Annotated in this window: 23 protein-coding genes, 1 other RNA gene and 1 pseudogene; 1 reads left to right on the plus strand and 24 read right to left on the minus strand. The window is 63.1% G+C overall.

Annotated features, from left to right (window positions below; translation table 11 throughout):
• Positions 1–12: 12 nt before the first annotated feature.
• From NKJ13_RS08960 to mraZ, 18 genes are all read right to left on the minus strand, one after another.
• Complete coding sequence (locus tag NKJ13_RS08960; protein ID WP_254818981.1) at positions 13–882, minus strand: outer membrane protein assembly factor BamD; 870 nt, start codon at positions 880–882, stop codon at positions 13–15.
• A 204-nt stretch (positions 883–1,086) separates the two neighbouring features.
• On the minus strand, positions 1,087–2,034 hold the full coding sequence (gene lpxC / locus NKJ13_RS08965; protein WP_352505603.1) for a UDP-3-O-acyl-N-acetylglucosamine deacetylase: 948 nt from the start codon (positions 2,032–2,034) through the stop codon (positions 1,087–1,089).
• 279 nt (positions 2,035–2,313) lie between these two features.
• A complete protein-coding gene (gene ftsZ / locus NKJ13_RS08970) occupies positions 2,314–3,984 on the minus strand; it encodes a cell division protein FtsZ (protein WP_254818983.1) in 1,671 nt (556 codons plus the stop codon).
• 67 nt (positions 3,985–4,051) lie between these two features.
• On the minus strand, positions 4,052–5,359 hold the full coding sequence (ftsA, locus tag NKJ13_RS08975; protein WP_352740798.1) for a cell division protein FtsA: 1,308 nt from the start codon (positions 5,357–5,359) through the stop codon (positions 4,052–4,054).
• A complete protein-coding gene (locus tag NKJ13_RS08980) occupies positions 5,356–6,297 on the minus strand; it encodes a cell division protein FtsQ/DivIB (RefSeq protein ID WP_352703483.1) in 942 nt (313 codons plus the stop codon). Before NKJ13_RS08980 ends, ftsA begins: the two co-directional genes overlap by 4 nt.
• Positions 6,285–7,211 (minus strand): D-alanine--D-alanine ligase, encoded by a 927-nt coding sequence (locus NKJ13_RS08985; RefSeq protein ID WP_254818986.1) that lies wholly within the window; start codon positions 7,209–7,211, stop codon positions 6,285–6,287. The genes NKJ13_RS08980 and NKJ13_RS08985 overlap by 13 nt, the downstream gene beginning before the upstream one ends.
• Positions 7,212–7,521: 310 nt before the next feature.
• Positions 7,522–8,487, minus strand: a complete 966-nt coding sequence (murB, locus tag NKJ13_RS08990; protein ID WP_352687580.1) for a UDP-N-acetylmuramate dehydrogenase — start codon at positions 8,485–8,487, stop codon at positions 7,522–7,524.
• Positions 8,484–9,890: a UDP-N-acetylmuramate--L-alanine ligase gene (gene murC, locus NKJ13_RS08995; protein ID WP_352740800.1), complete on the minus strand. Its 1,407-nt coding sequence runs from the start codon at positions 9,888–9,890 to the stop codon at positions 8,484–8,486. Before murC ends, murB begins: the two co-directional genes overlap by 4 nt.
• On the minus strand, positions 9,887–11,014 hold the full coding sequence (gene murG / locus NKJ13_RS09000) for an undecaprenyldiphospho-muramoylpentapeptide beta-N-acetylglucosaminyltransferase (RefSeq protein WP_352505599.1): 1,128 nt from the start codon (positions 11,012–11,014) through the stop codon (positions 9,887–9,889). The genes murC and murG overlap by 4 nt, the downstream gene beginning before the upstream one ends.
• A gap of 1 nt (position 11,015) precedes the next feature.
• Positions 11,016–12,167, minus strand: coding sequence for a putative lipid II flippase FtsW (ftsW, locus tag NKJ13_RS09005; RefSeq protein ID WP_023676765.1), 1,152 nt, complete (start codon positions 12,165–12,167; stop codon positions 11,016–11,018).
• Entirely contained in the window at positions 12,167–13,567 is a 1,401-nt protein-coding gene (murD, locus tag NKJ13_RS09010; protein ID WP_352740802.1) for a UDP-N-acetylmuramoyl-L-alanine--D-glutamate ligase, read from the minus strand. Before murD ends, ftsW begins: the two co-directional genes overlap by 1 nt.
• Positions 13,568–13,575: 8 nt before the next feature.
• Entirely contained in the window at positions 13,576–14,658 is a 1,083-nt protein-coding gene (mraY, locus tag NKJ13_RS09015; RefSeq protein WP_254818991.1) for a phospho-N-acetylmuramoyl-pentapeptide-transferase, read from the minus strand.
• A gap of 23 nt (positions 14,659–14,681) precedes the next feature.
• Complete coding sequence (locus tag NKJ13_RS09020) at positions 14,682–16,115, minus strand: UDP-N-acetylmuramoylalanyl-D-glutamyl-2,6-diaminopimelate--D-alanyl-D-alanine ligase (RefSeq protein WP_352740804.1); 1,434 nt, start codon at positions 16,113–16,115, stop codon at positions 14,682–14,684.
• A complete protein-coding gene (locus NKJ13_RS09025; protein ID WP_352687570.1) occupies positions 16,112–17,566 on the minus strand; it encodes a UDP-N-acetylmuramoyl-L-alanyl-D-glutamate--2,6-diaminopimelate ligase in 1,455 nt (484 codons plus the stop codon). The genes NKJ13_RS09020 and NKJ13_RS09025 overlap by 4 nt, the downstream gene beginning before the upstream one ends.
• 54 nt (positions 17,567–17,620) lie before the next feature.
• A complete protein-coding gene (locus NKJ13_RS09030) occupies positions 17,621–19,366 on the minus strand; it encodes a peptidoglycan D,D-transpeptidase FtsI family protein (protein ID WP_352740806.1) in 1,746 nt (581 codons plus the stop codon).
• Positions 19,363–19,740 (minus strand): cell division protein FtsL, encoded by a 378-nt coding sequence (ftsL, locus tag NKJ13_RS09035; protein ID WP_254818995.1) that lies wholly within the window; start codon positions 19,738–19,740, stop codon positions 19,363–19,365. Before ftsL ends, NKJ13_RS09030 begins: the two co-directional genes overlap by 4 nt.
• 4 nt (positions 19,741–19,744) lie before the next feature.
• Positions 19,745–20,776, minus strand: coding sequence for a 16S rRNA (cytosine(1402)-N(4))-methyltransferase RsmH (rsmH, locus tag NKJ13_RS09040; RefSeq protein WP_352687566.1), 1,032 nt, complete (start codon positions 20,774–20,776; stop codon positions 19,745–19,747).
• The gene (mraZ, locus tag NKJ13_RS09045; protein WP_352740808.1) at positions 20,773–21,231 is read right to left on the minus strand and encodes a division/cell wall cluster transcriptional repressor MraZ; all 459 of its coding nucleotides are present in this window, start codon (positions 21,229–21,231) and stop codon (positions 20,773–20,775) included. Before mraZ ends, rsmH begins: the two co-directional genes overlap by 4 nt.
• 405 nt (positions 21,232–21,636) lie before the next feature.
• On the opposite strand from mraZ, the gene NKJ13_RS09050 reads away from it, so the two are divergent.
• On the plus strand, positions 21,637–22,752 hold the full coding sequence (locus NKJ13_RS09050) for a cystathionine gamma-lyase (RefSeq protein WP_352777667.1): 1,116 nt from the start codon (positions 21,637–21,639) through the stop codon (positions 22,750–22,752).
• Here NKJ13_RS09050 and NKJ13_RS09055 read toward each other — a convergent pair.
• The 6 genes and pseudogenes from NKJ13_RS09055 to NKJ13_RS09080 all read right to left on the minus strand — a co-directional run.
• Positions 22,732–22,965, minus strand: a pseudogene (locus tag NKJ13_RS09055) (type II toxin-antitoxin system RelE/ParE family toxin); the annotation flags it as partial. The gene NKJ13_RS09050 and the pseudogene NKJ13_RS09055 sit on opposite strands and share 21 nt — an antisense overlap.
• 20 nt (positions 22,966–22,985) lie before the next feature.
• Positions 22,986–23,384: RNase P RNA component class A (gene rnpB, locus NKJ13_RS09060), an RNA gene on the minus strand.
• Positions 23,385–23,443: 59 nt separating this feature from the next.
• A complete protein-coding gene (locus NKJ13_RS09065) occupies positions 23,444–24,187 on the minus strand; it encodes a lytic transglycosylase domain-containing protein (protein WP_352687560.1) in 744 nt (247 codons plus the stop codon).
• A gap of 185 nt (positions 24,188–24,372) precedes the next feature.
• A complete protein-coding gene (locus NKJ13_RS09070) occupies positions 24,373–25,140 on the minus strand; it encodes an N-acetylmuramoyl-L-alanine amidase (protein ID WP_352740809.1) in 768 nt (255 codons plus the stop codon).
• Positions 25,137–25,856 (minus strand): TerB family tellurite resistance protein, encoded by a 720-nt coding sequence (locus NKJ13_RS09075; RefSeq protein WP_352740811.1) that lies wholly within the window; start codon positions 25,854–25,856, stop codon positions 25,137–25,139. The genes NKJ13_RS09070 and NKJ13_RS09075 overlap by 4 nt, the downstream gene beginning before the upstream one ends.
• Positions 25,857–26,103: 247 nt before the next feature.
• Complete coding sequence (locus NKJ13_RS09080; RefSeq protein WP_352740812.1) at positions 26,104–26,304, minus strand: hypothetical protein; 201 nt, start codon at positions 26,302–26,304, stop codon at positions 26,104–26,106.
• Positions 26,305–26,443 lie beyond the last annotated feature (139 nt).

The following is a 26,443-nucleotide window of genomic DNA, read 5'->3' on the forward strand; positions in this document are numbered from 1 at the left end:
GTGACGCGCCGCTCAGGCGCCGGTGATCAGCTTCCCGGCCTTGGAGATCCACGATCCGGCATTCTCGCGCGGCTCGAGCCCACCACTCTGCAGGAGCTTGTAGGAGTCCTTGTACCACTGGCTGTCGGGATAGTTGGTGCCGAGCACGGCCGCAGCGGTCTGTGCTTCCGACGTCAGCCCCATCGCATAGTAGCTCTCGGTAAGACGCGCCAGCGCTTCCTCGACATGGCGTGTGTTGGAATAGTTCTCCACGACGTTGCGGAACCGTTTGACGGCCGCGATGTATTCGCGGCGCTCGAGATAGTAGCGGCCGATCTGCATCTCCTTGCCTGCGAGCTGATCGTTGGCGAAGCGGATCTTCTCCTTGGCATCATCGACATATTCGGAAGTCGGCCAGCGCGTCACCAGGTCCTGCATCGTCTGCGCGGTAAGACGCGCTTCCTTCTGGTCCTGGGTGACGTCCTTGATCTGGCGGTAGTAGCTCAGCCCGATAATATATTGGGCATAGGCTGCATCGTCGGTCGACGGGTAGAGGGTCAGGTAGCGCTTGGCCGAACCGATCGCCTCATCGTAATTGCCCTGACGGTAGTCGGCAAAGGCACCCATCACCATCGATTTGCGGGCGAATTCGGAATATGGATGCTGGCGGTCGACGGCATCGAACTTGCGGCTTGCCTCCTGCAGTCGCCCGGCATTCAGATTGGCGAGACCCTGATTGTAGAGCACGTCGGCCGGCTCGGTCTGATCGACATAGGTCGACAGGTCGACGTCCTTCTCGGACGACATGCAGGCCGACAGAAACAGCGATGGAACGACCACCGAAAGCGCCAGGAAAACAGCCCGCCGCAGCGCCTTCGATTGACCAACTCGCTTGAAAAACATGTTTGGATTCCGCCCTTTCGGCGTCATTTCAGTCGACGGCAGCAGCCATAAACCATAATTGCCTTGCCCGGCAACGCTATCCCCGGCCAATCGCACATTTTTGTGGCGGTTTGGCGCCACCTGGAAAGCCGTGTAATTTGGCCGGCCAGTGATGCATCCATGCAACACAGCTTGACCGCAACGTGGGCCGTAAGACCTTAAGAATCAGATCATCCAGGGCGCATAGAGGGGTGCGTTGACGGCGCTCATCTCCGCGGTACGCCCGCGCTCGCGGCGCGTCGTCTCGACGATCTCGAAAGCCGAACGGTCCGACAATAGACGGCGCAGCGCAGCGGCGTTCAGCCTGTGGCCACCACGATAGGAGCGGAAGCAGCCGATGAACCGGGCGCCGGCGAGCGCCAGATCGCCCATCGCATCCATGGTCTTGTGGCGCGCGAACTCGTTCGGATAGCGCAGGCCTCCGATGTTGATCACGCGGTTGTCGTCGCCGATCACCAGGGAGTTTTCCAACGAGGAGCCGAGCGCATAGCCGGCCGCCCACAGCCGCTCGACGTCCTTCATGAAACCGAAAGTGCGGGCCCGCGCGACGTCACGCCGGAAAATGTCGGCGTTCATGTCGGATGCAAAAAGCTGGCGCCCGATCGCCGGGCTTTCGAAATCGATCTCGATCTCGAAGCGCGTGCCGTCATAGGGCCGGAACTCCGCCCAGCAGGCGCCGTTCTCGATACGAACCGGCTTGACCACCCTGATGTAGCGACGCTTGACCGGCAGCGTTTCGATGCCTGCCTGGTCAATGGCCTCGACGAACATCACTGCGCTGCCGTCGAGGATAGGCACCTCATGGCCATCGATTTCGATGACGAGATTGTCGATCCCAAGCCCGAAAAGCGTCGCCATCAGGTGCTCGACGGTGGCGATGTGCTCGCCTTGCGGATCGCCGAGCATGGTGCAGAGGTCGGTGGCACCGACCTCGGAAACGAGCGCGCGAAATTCGTGGCTTCCGTTTGCATTCGAAAGCTGGAAGACGACACCCGTATCGGCGTCTGCCGGCAGGAAATGGACAGTGACCGGATTGCCACTGTGAACGCCGATGCCGGTCAGCGTCGCACGCGATTTAAGTGTCGTCTGATAGTCGTGCAAAACAATCCCCATAGCCCGTACTGCCTAGGTCCGCTTCATCTGCCCTGAGGGCGCGGCTCTTAATTGATCGGCAGGCAGGGCCACTTCCCCGAGACTCCCAGCAAACCGACTTTGGTCGGTGGCGAAGATAATGGTCCCGCGGGGAGACTCCAAATCACGGTTTCTTACTCGTTGTAACCGCGGCCCAGCGCGGGATTGCCGCATAAGTCTTTGTTTTAAAAGTATTTTTAATATTAACAGGCGAACAGTTTCCTGCTCGCCTGTTAACAACTGTTACGAACCGTTAACAGATCAATTGGCCTGTCGGCGCAGGAAGGCGGGAATCTCCAACTGATCGTCTTCCTGGACAGCCCGGCTCTGCGGCGTCAGGCGGCCCTGCTCATCCAGCTGGCCGCGACGCGGTGCGTAAAGCTGCGGATCCTGGCTGGCTAGGCGGCGCACTTCCGCCGGCGCCTGGCGCAGTTTCGGTTCGCGAGGCTGCGCCGGCTGCAGTCTTGCAGGTTCCTCTTCGCGGCGGGTCAAGCCGTTGGTCAGGCGCTTGAGCAAGCCCATCGGGCCGCTGTTCTCGTGGTCGGCCGGGCGGGCCTTGGCTTCCACTTCGGCCTTCACCTGCGGCGGGAAATCCTCGACCCGCGGCATGCGCTGGGGTGCCGCGGCAACCGGCTGCGGCATTTCACGATGCGGAGCGGGCTGCATCGCTTGCTGAACCGCCGGCTGCATCATTGGCTGCGGCTGAGCGGGAGGCGCCTGGAAGATCTTGCTCTGCGGACGGAAGTCTTCCGCATGGGCGACCGGTGCCGGGCGGGCCTGCGCCATCGCTGCCGCATTCGCCTCGGCGAGCTGAATGGCCTCGGCGACCGGATCGGCAGCACGTGGTTCATAGATCGGTTGCTGGACAGGCGCCGGGCGCATTTCCGTGACCTGGGCCGCCGGGCGGCTGACCGGCTTCGGCGGAGCCGCGCGGATGGCGATCGGCGCGGCAGCGATTTCGGCCGCCGATTTGTCGATGCCGGTGGCGACCACCGACACGCGGATAACGCCTTCGAGTTCCTCGTCGAAGGTGGCGCCCAGAATGATGTTGGCGTCCTGATCGACCTCTTCGCGAATGCGGGTTGCGGCCTCATCGACTTCGAACAGGGTCAGGTCGCGGCCGCCGGTGATCGAGATCAGCAGGCCCTTGGCGCCCTTCATCGAGGTCTCGTCGAGCAGCGGGTTGGCGATGGCGGCTTCAGCCGCGGCCATTGCGCGGCCCTCGCCCGAAGCCTCGCCGGTTCCCATCATCGCCTTGCCCATTTCGCGCATGACCGAGCGGACGTCGGCGAAGTCGAGATTGATCAGGCCTTCCTTGACCATCAGGTCGGTAATGCAGGCAACGCCCGAATAGAGCACCTGGTCGGCCATGGCGAAGGCATCGGCGAAGGTGGTCTTGTCATTGGCCAGCCGGAACAGGTTCTGGTTGGGAATGACGATCAGGGTGTCGACGCATTTCTGTAGTTCCTCGATACCCATGTCGGCCGTCTTCATGCGGCGCTGGCCTTCGAAGTGGAACGGCTTGGTGACGACGCCGACGGTAAGGATACCCTTTTCGCGGGCAGCGCGGGCAACGACGGGAGCCGCCCCGGTGCCGGTGCCGCCGCCCATGCCGGCAGTGACGAAGCACATATGCGTGTTGGAGAGATGATCGATGATCTCGTCGATGCACTCTTCCGCCGCCGCGCGCCCGACTTCAGGCTGCGATCCGGCGCCGAGACCCTCGGTGACATGCGCGCCGAGCTGGATCAGCCGCTCGGCCTTCGACATCGTCAGTGCCTGTGCGTCGGTGTTGGCCACCACGAATTCGACGCCGCGCAAGCCGGCGGTGATCATGTTGTTGACGGCATTGCCGCCGCCGCCGCCGACACCGAACACGGTGATGCGCGGCTTGAGCTCGGTGATGTCCGGCTTCTGCAGATTGATGGTCATTGTCTTCGTCCTTTGCCTTTCCCGCCGCTTCGCCGCCGCGGCCGCCTATGGGGCTGTCCCCGTCAAATTAAAAACTGTCTCTCAACCACTGACTCATTCGATGCAGTTTTCCGCCTGTTCCGGTCATCCGAAGACCGGAAATTCCCTTCGCCGGGCGGCTCTCGAAGCTCGCCATCTGCGGGTAGATCAGAAGCCCGACGGGCGTCGAAAAAGCCGGCCCCTTGGCCGCCTCGGGCAGGCCTGCCACGCCAAGCGGGCGGCCAATGCGCACATTGCGGCCGAGAATGCGGCGTGCTGCTTCGGGCAGGCCGGCAAGCTGGCTGGCGCCGCCGGTCAGCACCACACGCTTGCCGACGGCATTGCCGTAGCCGGACTTGTTCAGGCGGTCGCGCAGCAATTCCAGCGTCTCGTCGATGCGGGCGCGGACGATGCGCGTCATCACCGAGCGCGGGATCTGCAACGGCACCTCGCCGTCCTCGCCGATCGGATGGATGGAAACCAGGTCGCGGTCGTCGGCACTGCCAGGCAGCGCCGAGCCATGCATCACTTTCAGCCTTTCGGCGGCATCGAGCGAGGTCGACAGGCCCTTGGCCATATCCAGCGTGACGTGGTTGCCGCCGATCGCGATGGCGTCGCCGTGGACGAACTTGCCTTCCGAAAATACCGAGATCGTCGTCGTGCCGCCGCCCATGTCGATGCAGGCCGCGCCCATTTCGAGCTCGTCGTCGACCAGCGCGGCAAGCCCGCTGGCATAAGGCGTCGCCACCATGCGCTCGACCGACAGATGCGAGCGGTTGATGCAGAGCTCAAGATTGCGCAAAGGCGCCGCGTCGCCCGTCAGCACGTGCATGTCGACGCCAAGCTGGTCGCCAACCATGCCGCGCGGATCGCGCACACCGCGCTCGGCATCCAGAGAAAAGGCTACGGGAAGCGAATGGATCACCTCGCGCTCGGCCCGCAGCGCCTGCTTGGCGCCGGCGGCAAGCACGCGCTTGATGTCGGCCTCGTCGGCCTCATGGCCGCCGAGATTGATAGTCGCCGAAAAAGCCTCGCTCTTCAGCCGGCCGGCAGTCATGTTGACGATCAGCGAATCGACCGTCAGTCCCGCCATGCGTTCGGCGGCGTCGACGGCAAGACGGATGGCGTGCTCGGCGCGGTCGAGATCGATGACGACGCCCGATTTCACGCCTTGCGATTTCTGGTGGCCGATGCCGATGACCTGGACGCGATGCGAGCGTCCGCGCAGCAGCTTGCCATCGTCGCGCGGCTTGAGCTTGGCCACCACGCAGCAGACCTTGCTGGAGCCGACATCCAGCACCGTCAAGATGCCGGACCGGCGCGCCGAAGCATCGCTATTGCCGCCAAGCCAGCTCATATCTTCGTCTCCGGCTTGCGCTTCAGCATCTTGGGCTTTTCGTTGAGCGCGGCCTGGCGCTGTATCGCCGCCTCCGGCGTCAGCTGGACGACCAGACGATCGGAAAGGCGCATGTCGACGGCGGCGATGTCGCGCGTCAAAAGCCCGTTCTCGTGGTCCATCCTGACCAGGTCGGCAATCGCCTGGTCCTCGCCGTCTTCGGGAAGTTTGATCGTGATGCCGTTTTCAAGCTTGAGATCCCAGCGCCGTTCGCCGATGCGGATATAGCCCTTGATCCGCGCGGCGAGCTCCGGATAGTTCTTGATCTTCGCCAGGAAATCCGGCGCTTTGGCCGGTGCGCCGGTGCCGATGATCAGCGGCAGCAATATCTGCTTGCCGCCGGAGAACGGCGCAATGACGGCGCCGGATTTCTCGATGACCGAAAGCGCGCTGCCTTGCTGCCACAGCGCGAACGGCTCGCGCTCCTCGACGCGCACTTCCAGCGTATGCGGGTAGACCTTGCGCACTGCCGCGGCTTCGACCCAGGGTAGCGTGGTGATGCGTTCGCGCGCGGCTTCGGCATCGAAGCCGATCAGCGAGGTCCAGCCGTCGAGTTCCAGCCTGTCGAGAATATCGATCTCGGAAGTTTCGCGGTTGCCGACGACCTTGACCTGGTCGACGGCAAAGCCGGTGCGGGCGGTGACACTCTGGACGATGGCGTCGGCATGTCCGCCGAGATAGGCGCCATAGGCACTACTCGAAACAAGCAGTGCCGCCGACAGCATGGCAGCGCAATAGGGCGGCGCCTCGAAGTCGCCTTCGCCGAGGCGCGCCAGCACGCGCACCGGCCGGCGGAGCAGGCGCGGCAGCACGAAATGGTCGAACGACAACGGCATGCCGAACAGCGCCGGCCCGGCCGCGCCCTTCCCCCTGCCCTGTCCCCACTTCAACGCAGACACGAAGCGTCCTCCACCATCCAACTCAACAAATCGCCGAACGAGTGTCCCGCTTGCGCGGCGATTTCCGGCACCAAAGACGTCGGCGTCATGCCCGGCTGGGTGTTGACCTCGAGCCAGACAATTTCGCCGTTTTCGGAGTGACGATCGTCATAACGGAAGTCCGATCGGGAAACGCCCCGACAGCCGATAGCTTGATGAGCCTTGAGTGCCAGTGTCTGTATTTTTTGGTAAATATTCGGTGAAAGTTTTGCCGGGCATTCGTGTTTTGATCCTCCCGCGACGTATTTTGAATCATAGTCGTAGAAGGAATGGCCGGTCGGGATGATCTCGCAGACACCGAGCGCCACATCGCCCATCACCGCGCAGGTCAATTCCCGCCCGTGCACATAACGCTCGACCATGACCGTATCGCCGTATCTCCACTCGGACGAGCCGATGATCTGCGGCGGATGCGACTGACCTTCATGCACGATGACGACACCGAAGCTCGACCCTTCGTTGACCGGCTTGACCACATAGGGCGGCTTCATCGGGTGCTTGTTCTGGATGGCGAAGCGATTGGCCACCTTCGATTCCGCCACCGGAATGCCGGCCGCCTTGGCGACCTTCTTGGCCTGTTCCTTGTTCATCGCGAGCGCCGAGGCAAGCACGCCCGAATGGGTGTACGGAATGGCGAGGTACTCGAGGATGCCCTGGATGGTGCCGTCCTCGCCGAAAGGGCCGTGCAGTGCGTTGAAGACGACGTCAGGCTTGAGCGCGCTGAGCACCGAGCCGATGTCGCGCGAGACGTCGACGCGGGTGACCTGGTAGCCCTCTCCCTCGAGCGCATCGGCACAGGCTTTGCCCGACGACAGGGACACGGGCCGCTCGGACGAGAATCCTCCCAGAAGGACGGCCACGTGCTTGCTTGTCATTCCCCGTTATTTCCTCTCACAGCAGGCCCGCACTATCGTGCATGACCCGAAAAACATCGCGCACACTCACACTCCGAGCAACTTCGCTCCGTGTTTCCGCAACATTGAGTCCGAGTCTCCCGGCAGGTTGCCCCCCAGACGGAAACGCGAGCAACGCGTCGAAACGACTCAAATCAGGAAACGCTTCAGGGCAGAGAATCAGAGAGTTGATTCGCTGGCAAGTGCTTACGATTCCGATGGATTCACTTTCCGCAAAAACGGCAGCAAAATGTGAATTCATGAGTCCGAAAAGCAACGGCGGTCGACTTGCCTAAAGCAACTGCCCAAGAAATTCCTGGACCGCATGGCCCGGCCGAAAATTACCGATGCGCTTGATCTCCCACTGCAGCCGGATGCCCGATTTTTCGAGCACGCGCGCACGCACCGTCTCACCGAGATATTCAAGCTCGTACCCGGTGGCGGTTCCGGTGTTGATCATGAAGTTGCAATGCATCGGCGACATCTGCGCCCCGCCGACCATCAGGCCGCGGCAGCCGGCCTTGTCGATTTCCTTCCAGGCCGAGGTGCCCTCGGGATTCTTGAAGGTCGAGCCTCCGGTTTTTTCGCGGATCGGCTGCACGGTCTCGCGATGGTTCTGGACAGCATCCATCGCGGCCTTGATCGCCGCCTTATCCTCTGGAACGCCTTCGAGCAGCGCCGATGTGAAGATCAGCCCCGACGGCGCCGCTGAATGGCGATAGGCATAGCCCATGTCGGCATTGCTCAGCGTATGAACATTGCCCTTGCGGTCGAGTGCCCGCACCTCGACCACACGCTCGCGTGTCTCGACGCCATTGGCGCCGGCGTTCATCCTCAGCGCTCCGCCAATGGCGCCGGGAATGCCGTGGTAAAAGTGAAAGCCACCAATGCCGGCCTCGTAGGCAACGGCCGCAAGACGCTTGTCGGGCGTTGCGGCGCCCGCCTTGATCATGGTCGGCGCAATCACTTCGGTCTCGCCAAAGCCTTTGGCCGAAAGCCGGATGACGAAGCCCGCAACGCCGCCGTCACGGACAAGCAGGTTCGAGCCGACGCCGACGATGGTCAGTGGTATTTCCTCGGGCACCGCCTTCAGGAACGCGGCAAGATCGTCCTCGTCGGCCGGCTGGAACAATGCGTCGGCGAGCCCGCCGGCTCGGAACCAGGTGATCTTGTCCATCTCGGCATTGGGCGTGATGCGGCCGCGCAGTCCGGCAAGCCGGTCGCCAAGCTTCTCGATCAACGCCTGGCCGCGCATCATGAGATGGTCCCGCCGAGTTCCCTGGGCAGCGCATAGGCCCATTGGGTGATGTTGCCGGCGCCGAGGAAAACGACGAAATCGCCCGGCTTCGCCACCTCGCGAACGATCGGCCCGATCGCCGCCGGACCTTCGATGTAGCGTGCGTCGCGATGGCCGCCGGAGCGGATGCGCGACACCAGTGCGTCGGACGTAACGCCGTCGATCGGTTCCTCGCCGGCCGCATAGACGGGCGCCACCATTACCGTATCGGCGTCGTTGAAGCAGACGGAAAACTCGTCGAACAGATCGCGCAGCCGGGTGAAGCGATGCGGTTGGGTAACGGCGATGATGCGGCCCTTGGTGGCGCTGCGCGCGGCCTTCAGTACCGCCGTGATCTCGACTGGATGATGACCGTAATCGTCGAACACATCGACACCGTTCCACGAACCGGTATGGGTGAAACGCCGCTTGACGCCGGCGAAGGACGACAGGCCCTTCTTGATTGCCTCAGCCGAAAGGCCGAGCTCATGCGCGACGGCAATCGCCGCCGTCGCATTGGAGACATTGTGACGTCCGGGCATGGGTAGCCGCAGACCTGATATCGTTATCTGGCCGTGCGTCTTGCGATCGCGGATCACCACGTCGAATTCCGAGGTCGGGCCGTCCATGCGGTGATTGGTGAAGCGCACGTCGGCCTGCGCATTTTCGCCATAGGTGATGACGCGCCGGTCCTCGATGCGGGCGACCAGCGCCTGCACCTCGGGATGGTCGGTGCACATCACGCCGAAGCCGTAGAACGGCACATTCTCGACGAACTGACGAAACGCCTCGCGCACTTTGTCGAAGGAGCCGTAATGATCGAGATGCTCGGGGTCGATATTGGTGACGACGGCAATCTCGGCCGGCAGCCTGAGGAAGGTGCCGTCGCTCTCGTCGGCCTCGACCACCATCCATTCGCCGTCGCCCATGCGGGCATTGGTGCCATAGGCATTGATGATGCCGCCATTGATCACCGTCGGGTCGAGCCCGCCGGCTTCGAGTAGCGTCGCCACCATCGAAGTCGTCGTCGTCTTGCCATGCGTGCCGCCGATCGCGACCGCTTGGCGGAACCGCATCAACTCGGCTAGCATTTCGGCGCGCCGCACGATCGGCAGCAACTTCTCTCTCGCCGCCTTCAGTTCCGGATTGGATTTCTTGATTGCGGTGGAGACGACGGCCACCTCGGCCTCGCCGAGGTTTTCGGCCTGGTGGCCGACGAAGCATTCGATGCCCTTGTCGCGCAGCCGCTGCACATTGGCGCTGTCGGCCTGGTCGGACCCTTGCACCTTGTAGCCGAGATTGTGCAGCACCTCGGCGATGCCGCTCATGCCGATGCCGCCAATGCCGATGAAATGCACGAGGCCGATCGTCTGTGGCATCTTCATTCGTGCGTCTCCTTCCTGAATTCCGAAACGGATTTCCTGGACGCAATAGCCTCTGTCAGATCGGCGAGCAACCGCGCGGCATCCGGTTTTCCGGATGATTTCGCCGCCGCGGCCATTGTCGCCGCCCTGCCCGGATCATCCATCAAGGCCCCGATCAACGCAGCAATGTGCTCGGGCGAAAGCGTGGATTGCGGATGCACCTCGGCGCCGCCCGCTGCCGCAAGGGCCGCCGCATTCGCCGCCTGGTCGTGGTCGAGCGCGTGCGGATAGGGCACCAGCAGCGCCGGCCGGCCGATCACCGCGATTTCCGATACGGTCGATGCGCCGGAGCGCGACATCACCAGATGCGCCGCCGCCAGCCGCTTTGCCATGTCGGTGAAGAACGGCGACACCTCGGCCCCAATGCCAAGTGCGGCATAGGCGGCTTTCACCCGCGTCACATCGTCGGCGCGCGCCTGCTGTGTGATCGCCAGCCGCCTGCGCTGTGCGTCGGAAAGCCGGGCGATTGCCGCCGGCACCGCGTCGGAAAAGAACTGCGCGCCTTGGCTGCCGCCAAACACCAGCAATCGGAACGGCTCTTCGCCGGCCGATGCGGCATAAGGTGTCTTCGCCGCCTCCAGCACTTGCGGTCTGACCGGATTGCCGGTGGTCACCGTCTTGGCGCCTGCGGCACTGCTGTCTTCAGGCAGGAACCCACCGGCAATGGCGTCGACGCGGCCGGCAAGCGCGCGGTTGGCGCGGCCCATCACCGCATTCTGCTCGTGGATCAGCGTCGGCACCTTGCGCCGGGTCGCCGCGTAAAGCGGCGGCAGTGTCGGATAACCGCCGAAGCCGACCACGATGGCGGGCTTGATGCTGGCGATGACGGCCGATGCCTGCCGCACGCCGCGCCAGATTTTCCAAAACGCGGCGAGCACGGCAAAAGGATTTTTCGACCCCATCGTCGCCGACTGGATCGGATGGATGGCGGCTGCCGGGAACTGTCCGGTAAAGCGCTCGGCGCGCTCGTCCGTCGCCAGATGCACCGTCCAGCCGCGCCTGGTCAGTTCGTGCGCCAACGCCTCGGCCGGGAACAGGTGTCCGCCCGTGCCGCCTGCCGCCAGCAGGATGACCCCCTTCGCCATCTCACTCCGCCGGCATCGCACGCGGCGACGGCATGAAGCCCAGCTGCTTGCGCTTTTCCGGGCGCTTGCGCGTCAGCGCCAGCACCATGCCCATCGAGATGGCGATCGCGATCTGCGAAGAGCCGCCGTAGGAGATGAACGGCAGTGTCATGCCCTTGGCCGGCATCAGCTGCAGATTGACGGCCATGTTGATGACCGACTGCAGGCCGAAGACCGTGACCAGGCCGCCAACCGCATAGCGGGTGAAATCGTCCTGCTCCTTGAGCGCCGTGTTGAGACCGCGCAGCACGATGAAGCCGAAGATGGACATGATGAAGAAGCACATGATCAGCCCGAATTCCTCGCCGGCGACCGAGAAGACGAAGTCGGCATGGCTGTCGGGGATGACCCGTTTGACGGTGCCCTCGCCCGGCCCGACGCCGAACCAGCCGCCATTGATCAGCGCCTCGCGGCCCATGTCGACCTGGAACGTGTCGCCCTCGCCGGTCATGAAGCGGTCGATACGGCCGGCAACGTGCGGGAACACTGCATAGGCGGCGAACACGCCGCCGACGCCTGCAGCACCCAGCGCGACGATCCACAGCCACGGCAATCCGGCCATGAAGAACATCACCCCCCAGGTGCCGAGCACCAGCATGGTCTGCCCAAGGTCAGGCTGCGCCACCAGCAGCGAGATGACCAGTGCAAGCAGCAACATGGCGAACAAATTGCCCGGAATGTCGGGCTGGCGCTTGTGCTCGGCGAACAGCCAGGCGCAGATGATGACGAAGGCCGGTTTCAGGAACTCGGACGGCTGGATCGACAGGCCGGCTAGCGACACCCAGCGCCGCGCGCCCTTCACCTCGACGCCGATATAGAGCACCGCCACCATCAGAAACAGCATGATGCACAGCATGACCAGCGCCATGCGCCGGATCTGCCTGGATTCAAGGAATGAGACGGCCAGCATTACCCCAAGCGCCGGAATGGTGAAGATAATCTGGCGTGTCGCGAAGTGGAAACTGTCGAGCCCGATGCGCTCGGCCACCGCCGGGCTTGCGGCGAAGGACAAAACGATGCCGAGCCCCATCAGCGACAGGAACGCCGCCAGGAACCAGCGATCGATCGTCCACCACCAGGTCGCAACCGGGCTTTTGTCGAGACGGCTTTGCATTATCGTGTCCCTCCGATGGGCTTCACGCCATCAATGGCGGTTGCGGCTTGCCTGAACGCCTCGCCGCGCACTTCGAAATTCTTGAACTGGTCGAAACTGGCGCAGGCCGGCGACAGCAGCACCACCGCTTCGCCGCTACTATCCCTGGCCGCATCGCGGGCGGCGTGTTCGACTGCCGCGGCCAACGTGCCTGAGATCTCGTAAGGCACCGCTTCGCCCAGCGTCGCCGAAAAGGCCGGTGCAGCTTCGCCGATCAGATAGGCCTTGGCGATGCGCGGGAAGAAGCCGCGCAAGGGCTCGATGCCACCCTCCTTTGGCAGGCCGCCGGCAATCCAATGGATACGCGCAAAGCTCGACAGCGCCGGTGCAGCGGCATCGGCATTGGTCGCCTTAGAATCGTTGACGAACAGCACATGCCCTTTGCGGCCGACCTGCTCCATGCGGTGCGCCAGCCCCGGGAAACTCTCCAGTCCGGATTGGATTTCGCCGAGCTCGAGCCCGACCTTGAGGCAGGCGGCGGCGGCGGCAAGCGCATTCTGCGCATTGTGCTGGCCGCGCAAGGAGCCGATGCCTTCGAGGAAGGCGACCCGGCTGTAGCGGCCGTGCACGGCTTCCATTAAATTCGTACCGTCGGCAAAATAACCGTCGGTCAGTGGCAGGCGCTTGGAAATCCGAATGACCTGCCGGCCGGCCCGCTCCAGCCGGTCGGCGATCTGGGCGCACCAGGAATCGTCGACGCCGATGATTGCCGTCTCGCTGCCGGCCACCAGCCGCTCCTTGATCGAGGCGTAGTGTTGCATCGTGCCATGGCGGTCGAGATGGTCCGGCGTCAGATTGAGCAGGACGCCGGCCGTCGGATTGATCGAGGGGGCAAGGTCGATCTGGTAGGAAGAGCACTCAACCACATAGTGCCGCTCGGGCTGCGGCGGATCGAGCGTCATCACCGCACGGCCGATATTGCCGCCCATCTGCGTGTCGCGCCCGGCCGACTTGAGTATGTGCGCCGTCAATGCCGTGGTCGTCGACTTGCCGTTGGTGCCGGTGATCGCAATGAAAGGTGCTTCCGGCGCCCGCGCCGTCCGCTCGCGGCAGAAAAGCTCGATATCGCCTATGATCTCGACGCCGGAGCCCCGCGCGAGCTCGACAGTCCAGTGCGGCTTCGGGTGCGTCAGCGGCACGCCGGGCGACAGCACGAAGGCGGAAAACCTCGCCCAGTCCGCGCCGCGCAGGTCCGCGGTTGCAATACCGACCGCGCCAGCCTTGGCGACGCTGTCGGGATTGTCGTCCCAGGCCAGCACATCTGCGCCGCCTTCGATCAGCGCGCGCGCCGTGGCGATCCCCGAGCCGCCGAGCCCGAAGAGCGAAACGCGCTTGCCTGAAAAGGATGCGGCGGGGATCAAGCGGCCTCCTATCTGAGCTTCAGGGTCGACAGGCCGACCAGCGCCAGGATGACGGCGATGATCCAGAAGCGGATCACCACCTGGCTTTCGGTCCAGCCGAGCTTTTCGAAATGATGGTGGATCGGCGCCATCAGGAAGACGCGCTTGCCGGTCATCTTGAAATAGCCGACCTGGATGATGACCGAGAATATCTCGACAACGAACAGGCCTCCGACGATGACCAGCACGATCTCGTGCTTGGTCGCCACCGCGACCGTGCCGATCAGCCCGCCCAGCGCCAGCGAGCCGGTATCGCCCATGAAGATGGCCGCCGGCGGCGCATTGAACCACAGGAAGCCGAGTCCGGCGCCGATCACCGCTCCAAGGACCACCGCCAGTTCGCCGGTACCGGGCACGAAATGGATCTGAAGATATTCGGCGAATACCGCGTTGCCGGAGAGATAGGCGATGACGCCGAAGGACGCGGCCGCGATCATGATCGGCACAATCGCCAGTCCGTCGAGGCCGTCGGTCAGGTTCACCGCATTGCCGGCGCCGACGATGACGAAGCACGAGAACGGGATGAAGAACCAGCCGAGATTGACGAGAAACTCCTTGGCGAAAGGGAATGTCAACGATGACGAGAACGGCGCCTGGCCGTTATGCATAATCACCCAGGCGGCGATGCCTGCGATGGCAAATTCGAGCCCCAGCCGCGCTTTGCCGGAAAAGCCGAGATGCGATTGCTTCGTCACCTTGAGGTAGTCGTCGTAAAAGCCGATCGAGCCGAACCCCAGCGTCACCAGCATCACCACCCAGACGTAGATGCTCGACAGGTTCGCCCACAGCAGTGACGAACCGATGATGCCGGACAGGATCATCAGCCCGCCCATGGTCGGCGTTCCCGCCTTTTTGAAATGCGTCTGTGGCCCATCGGCGCGGATCGGCTGTCCCTTGCCTTGCCGCAGCCTCAGCGAATTGATGATTGTCGGTCCGAAGATGAACACGATCAGCGCCGCCGTGATCAGTGCCCCGCCGGTGCGGAAAGTTATGTAGCGGAAGACGTTGAAGACCGAGATCTTGTCCGCAAATTCGACGAGCAGTGTTAACATGCGCTTGCGTCCCCGGACCGATCCTAGGTCTGTCTGCTGTTTGTGGCTTCCGCCGGAAACTTGCCGAGCAATGCCTCGACCAGTTTTGAAAAACCGATGCCTTTCGACGATTTGATCATAACCACGTCGCCCGGCCTCAACTCCGACAGAAGCACCGGTTTCAGATCTTCCGCGCCGGCGCGGTACTCCGTCCTGATCTCGCCGGGCAAAACGTCGGCCAGCGCCCGCATTTCCGGGCCGCCGAGAAAAACTGTGCGCGTGTCGGTGCCGACGATCAGGTTCGCAAGGGCGGCATGCAATTTCGCCGAATGGCCGCCGAGCTCGAGCATATCGCCGAGCACGGCAATGCGCCTGCCCTCGCCCGACACCGGCGTCGTGTTGAGCAGCGCCATTGCAGCGCTCATCGACGCCGGATTGGCGTTGTAGCTCTCGTCGATCAGCGTGATCGGCCCCTTGGGGTGGCGCAACATATAGCGTTTGCCGCGTCCGCGTTCGGGCGAAAGATCGGCCAGCGCCTGCGCAACCCTGGTGACGTCGGCTCCGACCAGATGCGCTGCACCCAGCACCGCCAGCACATTCTGCACCATATGGCGGCCCGGCGCGCCGATCCTGGCGACGATCTCATGCCCGCCAATCTTGGCGGTTACCACGGAATGATCGGCATCGAGTTCGCATTTGATCAGTTTGAAGGTCGCCCGGGCATTCTCGCCGAATCCGTAAACATGCTCGACGCCGGCCTCTTTCGCCATCTTCTCCAGCAGCTTCCAGCGCGCATCGTCGCGGTTGAGAAGGGCGGCACCGCCGGGTTCCAGTCCCTCGAAAACCTCTGCCTTGGCCTTGGCGATCTCATCCAGGTTGCGGAAGAAGCCGAGGTGAGCGGCCGCGATCAGCGTAATGATGGCGACATGCGGCCGGACCATCTTGACCAGAGGCCGGATCTCGTCCGGATGGTTCATGCCGATCTCGAAGACGGCAAAATCGCAAACCTGCGGCATGCGCGCCAGCGTCAGCGGCACACCCCAGTGATTGTTAAACGACTGGGCCGATGCATGCACGGTACCGACCGCGGAGAGAGCGTGGCGCAGGGCTTCCTTGGTGGTGGTCTTGCCCGCCGATCCGGTCACGGCAATCACCCTCGCCTTTGAGCGTGCGCGCGCCGCAACGCCGAGCTTTTCCAGCGCGACGAGCACATCCTCCACGACGATCATCGGTGCCGTCAGCCGCCCCAGCGACGGCAGCTTGCCCTCGGCGACGACCAGCACGCCGGCGCCCGCCTTGATGGCGGCGGTGACGAAATCATGGCCGTCCATGGCCTCGCCCTTGACGGCGAAGAAGGCGTCTCCCGGCTGCAGGCTGCGGCTGTCGATGGAAATGCCGGCGATGCCTTCAGGCATCGGACCGAGCGGCCGGCCATCCATGGCGGCAACCAGCGCCTCGGAGGTCCACAGATAGCTCACGCCGCTTGCTCCCTGAGCGCCGAGCGAACTTCCTCGTGATCGGAAAAATGCAGCGTCTCGGCACCGATGGTCTGGCCTTCCTCATGGCCCTTGCCGGCCACGATCAGCGTATCGCCGGCGTGAAGCATCCCGACTGCCTGGTGGATGGCCTTGCGCCGGTCGCCGATCTCGATCGCCCCCGGTGCAGCCGCCAGGATCGCGGCGCGGATCGTCTCGGGGACTTCCGAGCGGGGATTGTCGTCGGTGACGATGACGACATCGGCCAGCCTCGTGGCGATCTCGCCCATGATCGGCCGCTTGCCCCGGTCGCGGTCGCCGCCGCAACCGAATACGACGATGACGCGGCCGGTGGTAAAGGGGCGCACCGAAGCCAGCACGTTTTCCAGTGCATCCGGCTTATGAGCATAGTCGACATAGACGGGCGCCCCGTTGGCGGCCGTCCCGACAAGGTCGAGCCGTCCCGGCGCGCCCTTCAATTTCTCCAGCGCCATCAAGGCTTTGGCAACAGATGTTCCAGTCGAAATGGCGAGGCCGGCCGACACCAGCGCATTTGCAATCTGGAAGTCGCCAGCCAGCGGCAAGTCGACTTCATGGAGAACGCCGTCCGCTTCAACCTCGGCGCGCTGGCGGTGGCGCTCGTGCTCGACCCGCTTCAGCCGCAGGAAATCGCCGTGGCGTCCGACCGTCAGCACGTTCAGTCCCGCTGCATGCGCCGCTTTGATCGTCGGCTCCGACCACGGGTCGTCGGCAAAGATGACGGCCGGCGCGCCCTTCGGCAGCAGCGCGTCGAACAGACGCAATTTGGCGCGATGATAGTCCTCGACCGTCGGATGATAGTCCATATGGTCGCGGCCGAGATTGGTGAAGCCGCCGGCCGTAAGCTTGACGCCGTCGAGCCGGCGCTGGTCGAGGCCATGGCTGGACGCTTCCATCGCGGCGTGGGTGACGCCGGCCTCCGCCAGCTCCTTGAGCAGCCTGTGCAATGCCACCGGATCCGGCGTGGTCAGCGAGCCATATTCGTTGCGGCCCGGCGCCACCACGCCGGTCGTGCCGATCGAGGCGGCGGCGAAACCCGCCTGCTCCCATATCTGCCGGGTGAATGCGGCGACCGAGGTCTTGCCGCTGGTTCCGGTCACCGCGACCATGGTTTGCGGTTGCTTGCCGAAATAACGGGCCGCACTCTGCGCCAGCGCAAGGCGCGGATCGTCTACGACAAGAACCGGAACTGGCAGCCCGGCGACCGCACTCCCCTTGCCGACCACGATCGCTGCAGCGCCGCGGCTTGCGGCGTCGGCTGCATAGGCTGCGCCATCCGCCTTGGAGCCGGTGAGCGCGAAAAAGACGATGCCCTCTGTTACCTGGCGGGAATCCGACGAAATCCCTGTAACCTCCATGTCGAAGGGAGCTGTCCCATCGACAGGCAGGATACCGGCTAGATTTTTCAGCTTCATCGAACCCCGTTCATCGCAACAAAATAGCGCGCAGTTGCCGGCGCGCCCGAAGAATCACTGATAGGAAACCAGCGTTGCACCATTTTCATGGCTGAAATCTGGCTTCACGCCAAGCATGGAAGCCGCACGTCGGATGATGTTTGCAGCCATGATGCCCGCGTTCGAGGCGGCCGTAGCACCCATGCCGGGCTTTTCCGGCTTCGGTTCGTCGGCGATCGTAAGCACTATGTATTGCGGATCGTCCATCGGGAAAGCTGCAACGAAGGCGTTGAAATTCTTTTCCTTCGAGTAGCGGCCGTTGACGACCTTCTCCGCCGTTCCCGTCTTGCCGCCCACCCGGTATCCTGGCACCCGTGCATTGCGACCGGATCCCTTTTCGGCATTGAGTGCATAGAGATAGCGCATGCCCTCGACCGTCTTGTCGCTGACCACTTTCTTGGCCACCGCCATCGCCTGCTCCTGCGTGCGAGGCAGGAAGGTTGGGTCCATCAGATAGCCGCCATTCATCAGCGCGGCGCAGCCGACCGCTGTCTGTAGCGGAGTCGTCGACACGCCGTGGCCGAAGGCGATGGTGATCGAATTGACCTGCTTCCAGACCTTGGGCTCGGTCGGCCGAGCGACTTCCGGCAGTTCGGTCTGCATCTTCTCGAGGATTCCCAGGCGATGCAGGAATTCGCGGTGTCCGTCGATGCCAACCGCTTCGGCTTCCTTGGCAGAACCGATATTGGACGAGTAGATGAACACTTCCGGAACTGACAGTATCCGGCCCTTGGCATGGAAATCATGGATGGTTTGATGGCCGATCCTGATCGGGCGCGACGCGTCGAAGCGGCTTTGCAGCGTTATCTTGCCGGAATCGAGCGCCATGGCGGTGGTGAAGCTCTTGAAGGTCGACCCCATTTCGTAGAGGCCTGCGGACATTCGGTTGAGCCGGTCCTTGTCCTGCGCATTATAGGGGTTGTTCGGATCGAAATCCGGAACGGAGGCCATCGCCAGCACCTCGCCGGTCTTGACGTTGAGCACGACGGCGCCCGCCGCGATCGCGTCGTACTTTTCCATGCCGGTGGCGACCTCGTCGCGCACGACATGCTGGACGCGCAGGTCGATCGAGAGCTGCACCGGTTTCAAATCCTTGGCCACCGCCAGGCCCGACGCCTGAAGGTCGCTCAAGCCTTGTTCGTCTATGTATTTCTCCATGCCGGAGATGCCCTGATTGTCGATGTTGGTGAGGCCGACAATGTAGGACGAGGTTTCGCCGGCCGGATAGAACCGGCGCTTTTCGGTGCGGAAGCCGAAGCCGGGGATGCCGAGCTGCATGATGTCGGCCTGCTGCTTCGGCGTCAGTTGCCGCTGCAGCCAGACGAAGCCGGCGCCGCTCTTCAGCTTGTTGTATGTCTGCTCGTAGTCGATCTCGGGAAGCACCGTCGACAGTTTTTCGATCGCCTCGTCGGCATCGACGATGCGGCGCGGCTCAGCAAACAGCGACGCCGTCTTGATGTCGGTCGCCAGCACTTCGCCGTTACGGTCGACGATGTCGGGTCGCGATGCCGTCACCCGGCTCTGCGGGCCGCCCGACAGGTCGGGATTCTGGAAACCCAGATAGACCAACCGCCCGGCAATGGTAGAATAGATGCCGAAGAACACCGCCATCGTCATGACGATGCGGGTCCTTCCCTTGCCACCGGTCGCCTTGCGGGCGCCTTCGACCACGATCGATCCGCCCGCACCGGGCTTCGAACCGCGCTTCAGCAGCCTCCCAACCTTTGGAAATCTGGCGGCGATTGGAAATCCACTGATCATTGGATGATGCCTCCGGTCACCACGGGATCCTTGCCGCCGACATCGGCCATGCCGCCCAGCCGCTGCGATGAAAGGTCCTCGATGTTGACGGGCTTCGCCGGCAGATCGTCCAGCCCGACGATCTGCCGCGCATTGACCGGCTCGAGTCCGAGTTGCGATTTGTAGATTTCGGTGAGCTTTTGCAGGCGCGACGGCTGGGTAAGCAGGCTCCAGTCCGCCTTGAGCAGGTCGATCGTGTCCTCTTCATAACGGATCTGCGCCTGGATCTTGTGCACTGCCGCCAGTTGCTCCTCGGCCTCGCGCTTGGTCTTGTAGGTCAGGGCAGCCGCCGAAACCATGACGGCGATCAGGACTATGTCGCTGGTACGAAACACGTGCTCACCTCTCTCCCGGTCGATCGGCGCCGGGAAGCTTTGGGCCAGGCAGTTTTGGCAGGCCGAAAATCGAAAAATCGCCGGCACGCGCCGGCGCCTCTGTACGGATCGCAGCGCGCAGCCTTGCCGAGCGCGCCCGCGGATTTGCTGATATCTCGGCATCGCCAGGCGTCACGCCGCCGCCCTTCTTGGTGAAGGTGGCGGTGCGCGCCTGGGCCTCGGGCAGATGCCGCGATCCGGTCGCTGAATCGGCTCTGTCGGCGATGAAGCGCTTGACAATGCGGTCCTCCAGGGAATGGAAGGTCACCACGGCAAGCCGCCCGCCCGGTTTCAGCACGCGCTCGGCGGCAAACAGCGCCTTGGCCAGTTCGCCGAGTTCGTCATTGACGAAGATGCGCAGCGCCTGGAAAACGCGGGTGGCCGGATGGATCTTGTCTTTCGGCGCGCGACCGATATGCGTCTCGATGGCATCGGCAAGGTCGAGCGTGCGCTCGAAGGGGCGTTTTTCGCGACGGCTTTCGATCATGCGGGCGATGCGCCCGGCATGGCGTTCCTCGCCAAGAAAACCGAAGATGCGGGCGAGATCGCCCACCTTGAAGGTGTTGACGACGTCGGCGGCGCTCAGGCCCGCCTGCGCCATGCGCATGTCGAGCGGTCCATCGGCCCGGAACGAAAAGCCGCGCTCCGGCTGGTCGATCTGCATGGAGGAGATGCCGATGTCGAGCACGACGCCATCGGCACTTTCAACCTGCTCGTCGAGCGTCGAGAACGGTGCCTGGACAAGCCTGAGCTTGCCGCCGGACTGCTGTTCAAGGGCCCGCCCCGCCGCGATCGCATCCGGATCGCGGTCGATGGCGACGACCGAGGCTCCGCTTGCCAGAATGGCCTTGGTGTAGCCGCCGGCACCGAACGTGCCGTCGACGATCACCTCGCCTTTTGTCGGGGCCAGCACCTCCAGAACTTCGGCAAGGAGGACCGGAATGTGGCGGGCTGGTCCGCCAGCGGCATGAACTTCATCGCCGTCGCCCGCCATCATTCCGGCCGCTCCCCGGGCTTCGTCCCCTGCCGAAGCCGCAAAAGCCGGGCGCGTGTTTCCGTCCCATAGGCGCTGAGCCGTCCGGGCTCCCAGATCTGAAAGAAATTGCCGCGGCCAACGAAGGCCACTTCCGCTGAAATGCCGGTATGCTCGCGAATGAAATCGGTCATCGTGATACGGCCGTCCTGGTCGAGCTTCAGAAACGTTCCATCGCCATGGCAGAAGAACGACATGTCGTCCGCCGTCTGCAGGAACGGGTCTTCCTGGGCGATGCGCTGCTCGTAGCGATCGAGCAGGTCGAGCCCACCGACATCCATCGCCGGGCGATCCAGGCAGCGTAGCGCATAAAGTTCCGAATAGCCGCGTTTCTGCACAACGGCACGGAAATGCGCCGGCACGGACACCCGTCCCTTCGCATCGATCCTGTTCACCGCGTTCGACAGAAACCGGTCCATTACGCGTTACGGCCGCTTGCGCCGCCGCACCCCTCTGCATCTTCCTGTCCGCGCCGCCCCAGCCCGGTCGGCGTCCAACACCCACTTCGTTATGACGGGCGAACGCAGGCAAACGCGCAGCCGCCGCGGCTGCCCGATTGGCGTACGCTTCACCCTGACACGGAACGAAGGCTTGAGTATCGGAATGGGATATCATGGGGTGTTATGGGCGTCAACGGGAACAGTCTTCAAAACGCGCCTGCCACAACTGGGGAGAGCAGCTTTGACGGCACTCCCGTCTTTATCGTCTATTAAGCCTAACGAAGCGTTTAGAGCCGTGTGGCCCACCGGAGCCGACTTGCTGCGGATCGCTGCCGCGCATAGCCTCGGCATCTCCTTTTCCGGTCAGTTACGAGGTTTGAAATCATGTCCGATACAGCCAAGTCACGCGCCGCAGCACTTCCCCATCTGCGCCGCGGCGGGCTGGCCAAGGGCGACCCGATCCCCTTGCCCCTGACCATGGCCGCCATCTTTCATGCGCCCGGCGACGCCACCGGCTTCGATCAATATGGCCGCTTCAGCAATCCGACCTGGGATGCGGTCGAGCAGATGCTGGCGCATTTGGAAGACGCCCCATGCGTCGCCTTTCCCTCGGGAATGGCTGCCATCTCGGCGGTATTTTTCGGCCTGCTCAAAGCCGGCGACCGTATCCTGCTGCCGTCCGACGGTTATCATACGACGCGAGCGCTGGCAGACCGTTTTCTGAAATCCTTCGGCGTTGCCTACGATGTCCGGCCGACGTCGAGCTTCCTCGAAGGCGGCTTCGACGGCTATCGGCTTGCCTTCGTCGAAACACCCGCCAACCCAAGCCTGGACATATGCGACATCGCAGCCGTCGCCGAAGCCGTGCATAGAGCGGGTGCGGTGCTTGTGGTCGACAACACGACGATGACACCTTTCGGCCAGCGCCCGCTCGATCTCGGCGCCGATATCGTCATTGCTGCCGACACCAAGGCACCAAACGGCCATTCCGATGTGCTGTTCGGCCATGTCGCCAGCCGCGACGCGGACATTATCTCGAGGGTGACAGACTGGCGCGAGACGTCGGGCGCCATCCCCGGGCCGTTCGAGGCATGGCTGGTGCATCGCGGTCTCGAAACGCTGGACGTGCGCTTCGACCGCATGTGCACTTCCGCCGAAATGATAGCGCGACAGCTGAAAAACCATCGCGCGATCAGCGGCTTGCGCTTTCCGGGACTGGAGAGCGACCCATCGCACAATCTTGCCCGCGCCCAGATGGAGCGCTTCGGCTTTCTCATCTCGTTCGTGCTCGCCTCGGAGGACAAGGCCGAGGATTTCATCAACAATTGCGCCTTGATGCAGGCCGCGACATCGTTCGGCGGCGTGCACACCTCGGCCGAACGGCGATCAAAAAGGGGAGATGCCGTTCCGCCCGGCTTCGTTCGCCTGTCGGTCGGCTGCGAGCCGGTGGAAGAGCTTTGGCAAGCGATCGAGGCGTCGCTAGATGCAATCGGTGGCTGAGCCGGCGTCGATCTTGCGCCGGCCGTGGAGGATGCGAACGATTTCGGTCGCCTCTTCGACGACACGATACAGGGTGAGGTATTCGCCGACGATCAGGTGACGGATGCCGGGCGCGATGTCTTCGCGCGGCGCAGCTGAGAAGGGATAAGTGGCCACTTGCTGCCAGCGGGCTTCGATTTGATCGAGCAACCGATCGGCCGCAGCCTCGCTGTCTTGCGCGACATGGGTAGAAAACTGCCAGCTGGCCTGTAAGCCGGGTTCTGTATGGCCCTCGCCCCTTGCGGGGCGAGAACGCGGCGGCCATTCATCTTGGGCGCATGTTGCCATGCGCCTCACGCAACCTACCCGGACGGTGAGCCGGAAACAGCCCTCGAGGGTTTCCCCTCGCACCGTCCCTATTCGGTCTTGCTCCCGGTGGGGTTTACCGTGCCGCTCCTGTTGCCAGTCGCGCGGTGGGCTCTTACCCCACCCTTTCACCCTTGCCACGATTGGATCGTGGCGGTTTGCTTTCTGTGGCACTTTCCCTGGGGTCGCCCCCGCCGGCCATTAACCGGCACCGTGTCTCCATGGAGCCCGGACTTTCCTCACCCGCAGCCTTTCGGCTTCGCGGGTGCGGCCGCCCGGCCAGCTGGCAAGGCGTATAAAGGGGTTCGGGCCCAAAAACGCAAACGAAAAAGCAAGTTATCCCTTGTCAGGCGGGCGCTCCAAGCGCTGCCAGTTGCACCTTGACCTTGCCGCAATAGGCTGCGGACACCGGGTTCATCCGTGTGGCGGCGTGGCCGGCATTGTATTTCAGGATCGTGCCGCAGGTCGTGCCGCCGCCGAGATCCCGCGCCATGGCAAGGTACTTCATGCCGTATTTGATGTTGGTATCGGGATCGTAGAGACCCTGAACCGAACCGCTATAGCCCATCATTCTTGCCGTCGCCGGCTTGATCTGCATCAGGCCGATCTCGCCAGCGCTGCCGACCTGGTTCGGCTGGTAGTTGCTTTCGATCTTGATGACGGCATTGGCGAGCGACACCGGCACGCCATAGCTCGCGGCATAACGCGCAATGATCGCCGAATACTGTCCGCTGTCGCCGACAACCGCCGCCTGGGGCGCTGGCCTGCTCTTCGGAGCGACTGACGCCGTTGCCATGCGGTCGATGCGTTTGCGGTTACGCTTCACATGCTGTTTGGCGATTGTCTTTCTCGCAGCGGTTGGCCTTTTCGCGGAGACTGGCTTTTTCGTCCTTACCGCGGCCGCTTTTTCCACTTTCGCGATGGCGGTCTTCTCTACTTTTGCACCACCCTTCGGCATGGCGGTTTTGCCGGCTGCGGCACTGAAGCCCTGATCGGCCCGCTGGCTCAGCGGTGCGCTGTTTGCCGCACTGAAGGCAAAAGTCATTACGCCGGCAGCAATGGCTGCCGTTAAAACGGTCAATTTCTGCATGTGATCCTGTTCTGTTTGATCCGCACAAAGAACTTCGCGCAGATACCCTCAATCAACATCGGAACATCTGGGGGGATAGACGTCCGACAATCTGTACGGATCGCCTTTGACGACGGAATTGGCGCCAAAGAAGGCGACGCAAGTCACTTTGAGTAACAGATTGTAACTTTTAATCTGGCAAAAGGTTATTTGAGAGAGGCTATCCTTACGGAAGCGAGCAGCCTTTCCAGCGTGCGGATCGTCGATCCGTCAGCCACGCCGTCGACCAAGCGCTGCCGGAAATGCCGTTGAAATGCCTCGACCACGATTTCGGTCTGCCGGTCGAAAGCGCCGGTGATCTCGACGCCATAACCATAAAGCGCCAGCATCGACTGCAGTGCCTCAACATCGGCGCCGGTATCGCCTGGCCTCAGCACGGCGCCGCGCCGGATCGGTGCTGCCGGCACAACATGGCCGATGCCGGCGGCAAACAAGGCCTTCCATGGAAACTTCTCGCCCGGATCGACCTTGCGCCCCGGTGCCACGTCGGAGTGGGCGAGCACCCGCTGCGCCGGAACGGAATGGCGCTTGACGATGCCGGCACACAGGCCGATCACCGCGTCGATCTGCGGTTTTGGAAAGTTGCGATAGCCGAGCGTATGTCCCGGATTGACGATCTCGATGCCGATCGAGCAGGAGTTGATGTCGCTCTGTCCGAACCACGAGCTCTTGCCGGCATGCCAGGCGCGGTCGCTTTCCCTTACCATCTGAACAATGCGGCCGTCCTCATGGACCAGATAGTGCGACGACACCTCGCTTGCCGGATCGCACAACCATGCCTCGGCAGCGGCCCCGGTTGCCATGCCGGTGTAGTGCAGCACGATCATATCGGGTCCGGGCGTCCCGCGCCGCGGCCCGAAATTCGGCGATACCCTGACCTCGGCGCTCGGCTCGTCGGGCGGAAAGCCGCTCATGCGTGCCGCAGGCCTCGCTCGATCATTTCATAGGCCGCGTTGATCGCCGCCAGCCTGGTCGTCGCGATCTTGATGAATTCCTGCGGCAGGCCGCGTGCGATCAGCCGGTCCGGATGATTGTCGGAAACCAGCTTGCGGTAGCGCCTGCGGACCTCCTCGAACGGCTTCCCACGCTCGATGCCGAGCACGACATAGGGGTCGGCGGCACCCAGATCGACATGCCGCGCCAGGATGCTCTGGTAATGCGCCTCATCGATGCGGAAGATCTCGGCGATCCGGTGCAGGAATTGGCCCTCGCGCTCATGCACCAGCCCGTCGGCCTTGGCAATGTGGAACAGCCCGTCGAGTATATCCTCGAGCATCAGGCAGTTGGTATGGCCCGAACCGCAAAGCTGCGCCATCCGCTCGGCATAGGTCTCGAAACCGGCAATGTCGCGTTTGGCCAAATCGTAGAGCCGCGCCACATTGCGCCTCTGTTCCTTCGGCACCTCGAATATTTCCTGGAAGGCGCGCACCTCGTCTTGCGTGACGATGCCGTCTGCCTTGGCCATCTTGGCCGAAAGCGCGATCATCGCCACCGAGAAGGCGACACGCCGGCGCAAATCGGCATCGCCGGAGAAAACCGTACGCACGGCTTCGACCACTTCGGCGACGCCTGACGACGCTGAAGATGAAACGCGTGTGACGAAGTCGCCGAGGCGGTCCCAAATCGACATGGGGGCTTCATAGGACCAACCACCCATCGCTATCAAGCCAAGACAGTGCCGCAGGGGCTGGCCCAATCGATTTGGTGGAATGCCTAAGGCGGCTGGCGCTAGTGCTTGCCCATGGAAATCGGCAGACGGAAACCGCTGCACGCAAACCCGCGTCGTCGCACTCGGCCACAATGCGCGGGTATCGTAGGCAGCAGAAAGGCCGGCGTGTGAGGCCGGCCTTTCTTGGTTGTCACGTTGACTACTGCGACTACTGCGCCGGGGCAGCCGGCGCAGGCGCCGGAGCCGGCTCGGCAGGCTTGTTGGCGTCAGGAGTAGCCGGCTTCATCGTCTGGTCGGATGCCGGCGGGTTGGTGCTCTGCGTCGTGGTGTTGTCGGTGCCGCTATCGCTGCAGGCCGCAACGCCAAGCAAGGCAAGCGCCGAGACCGACGCAAGAATGAGTTTCTTCATGATATATCTCTCCTCTAATCACGCCACCGTTACCGGCGACGATCGAGGGCACAATGCATCAGCGCATGATGAGTTTCGTAACGTTGCGTTTCCGCGTGTAACATCAAGCGCTTGGCCGTACAAAGCGTTGAGCACTAAC

The sequence above is a fragment of the Mesorhizobium sp. M0174 genome (assembly GCF_040322275.1).
Taxonomy (GTDB): Bacteria; Pseudomonadota; Alphaproteobacteria; order Rhizobiales; family Rhizobiaceae; genus Mesorhizobium.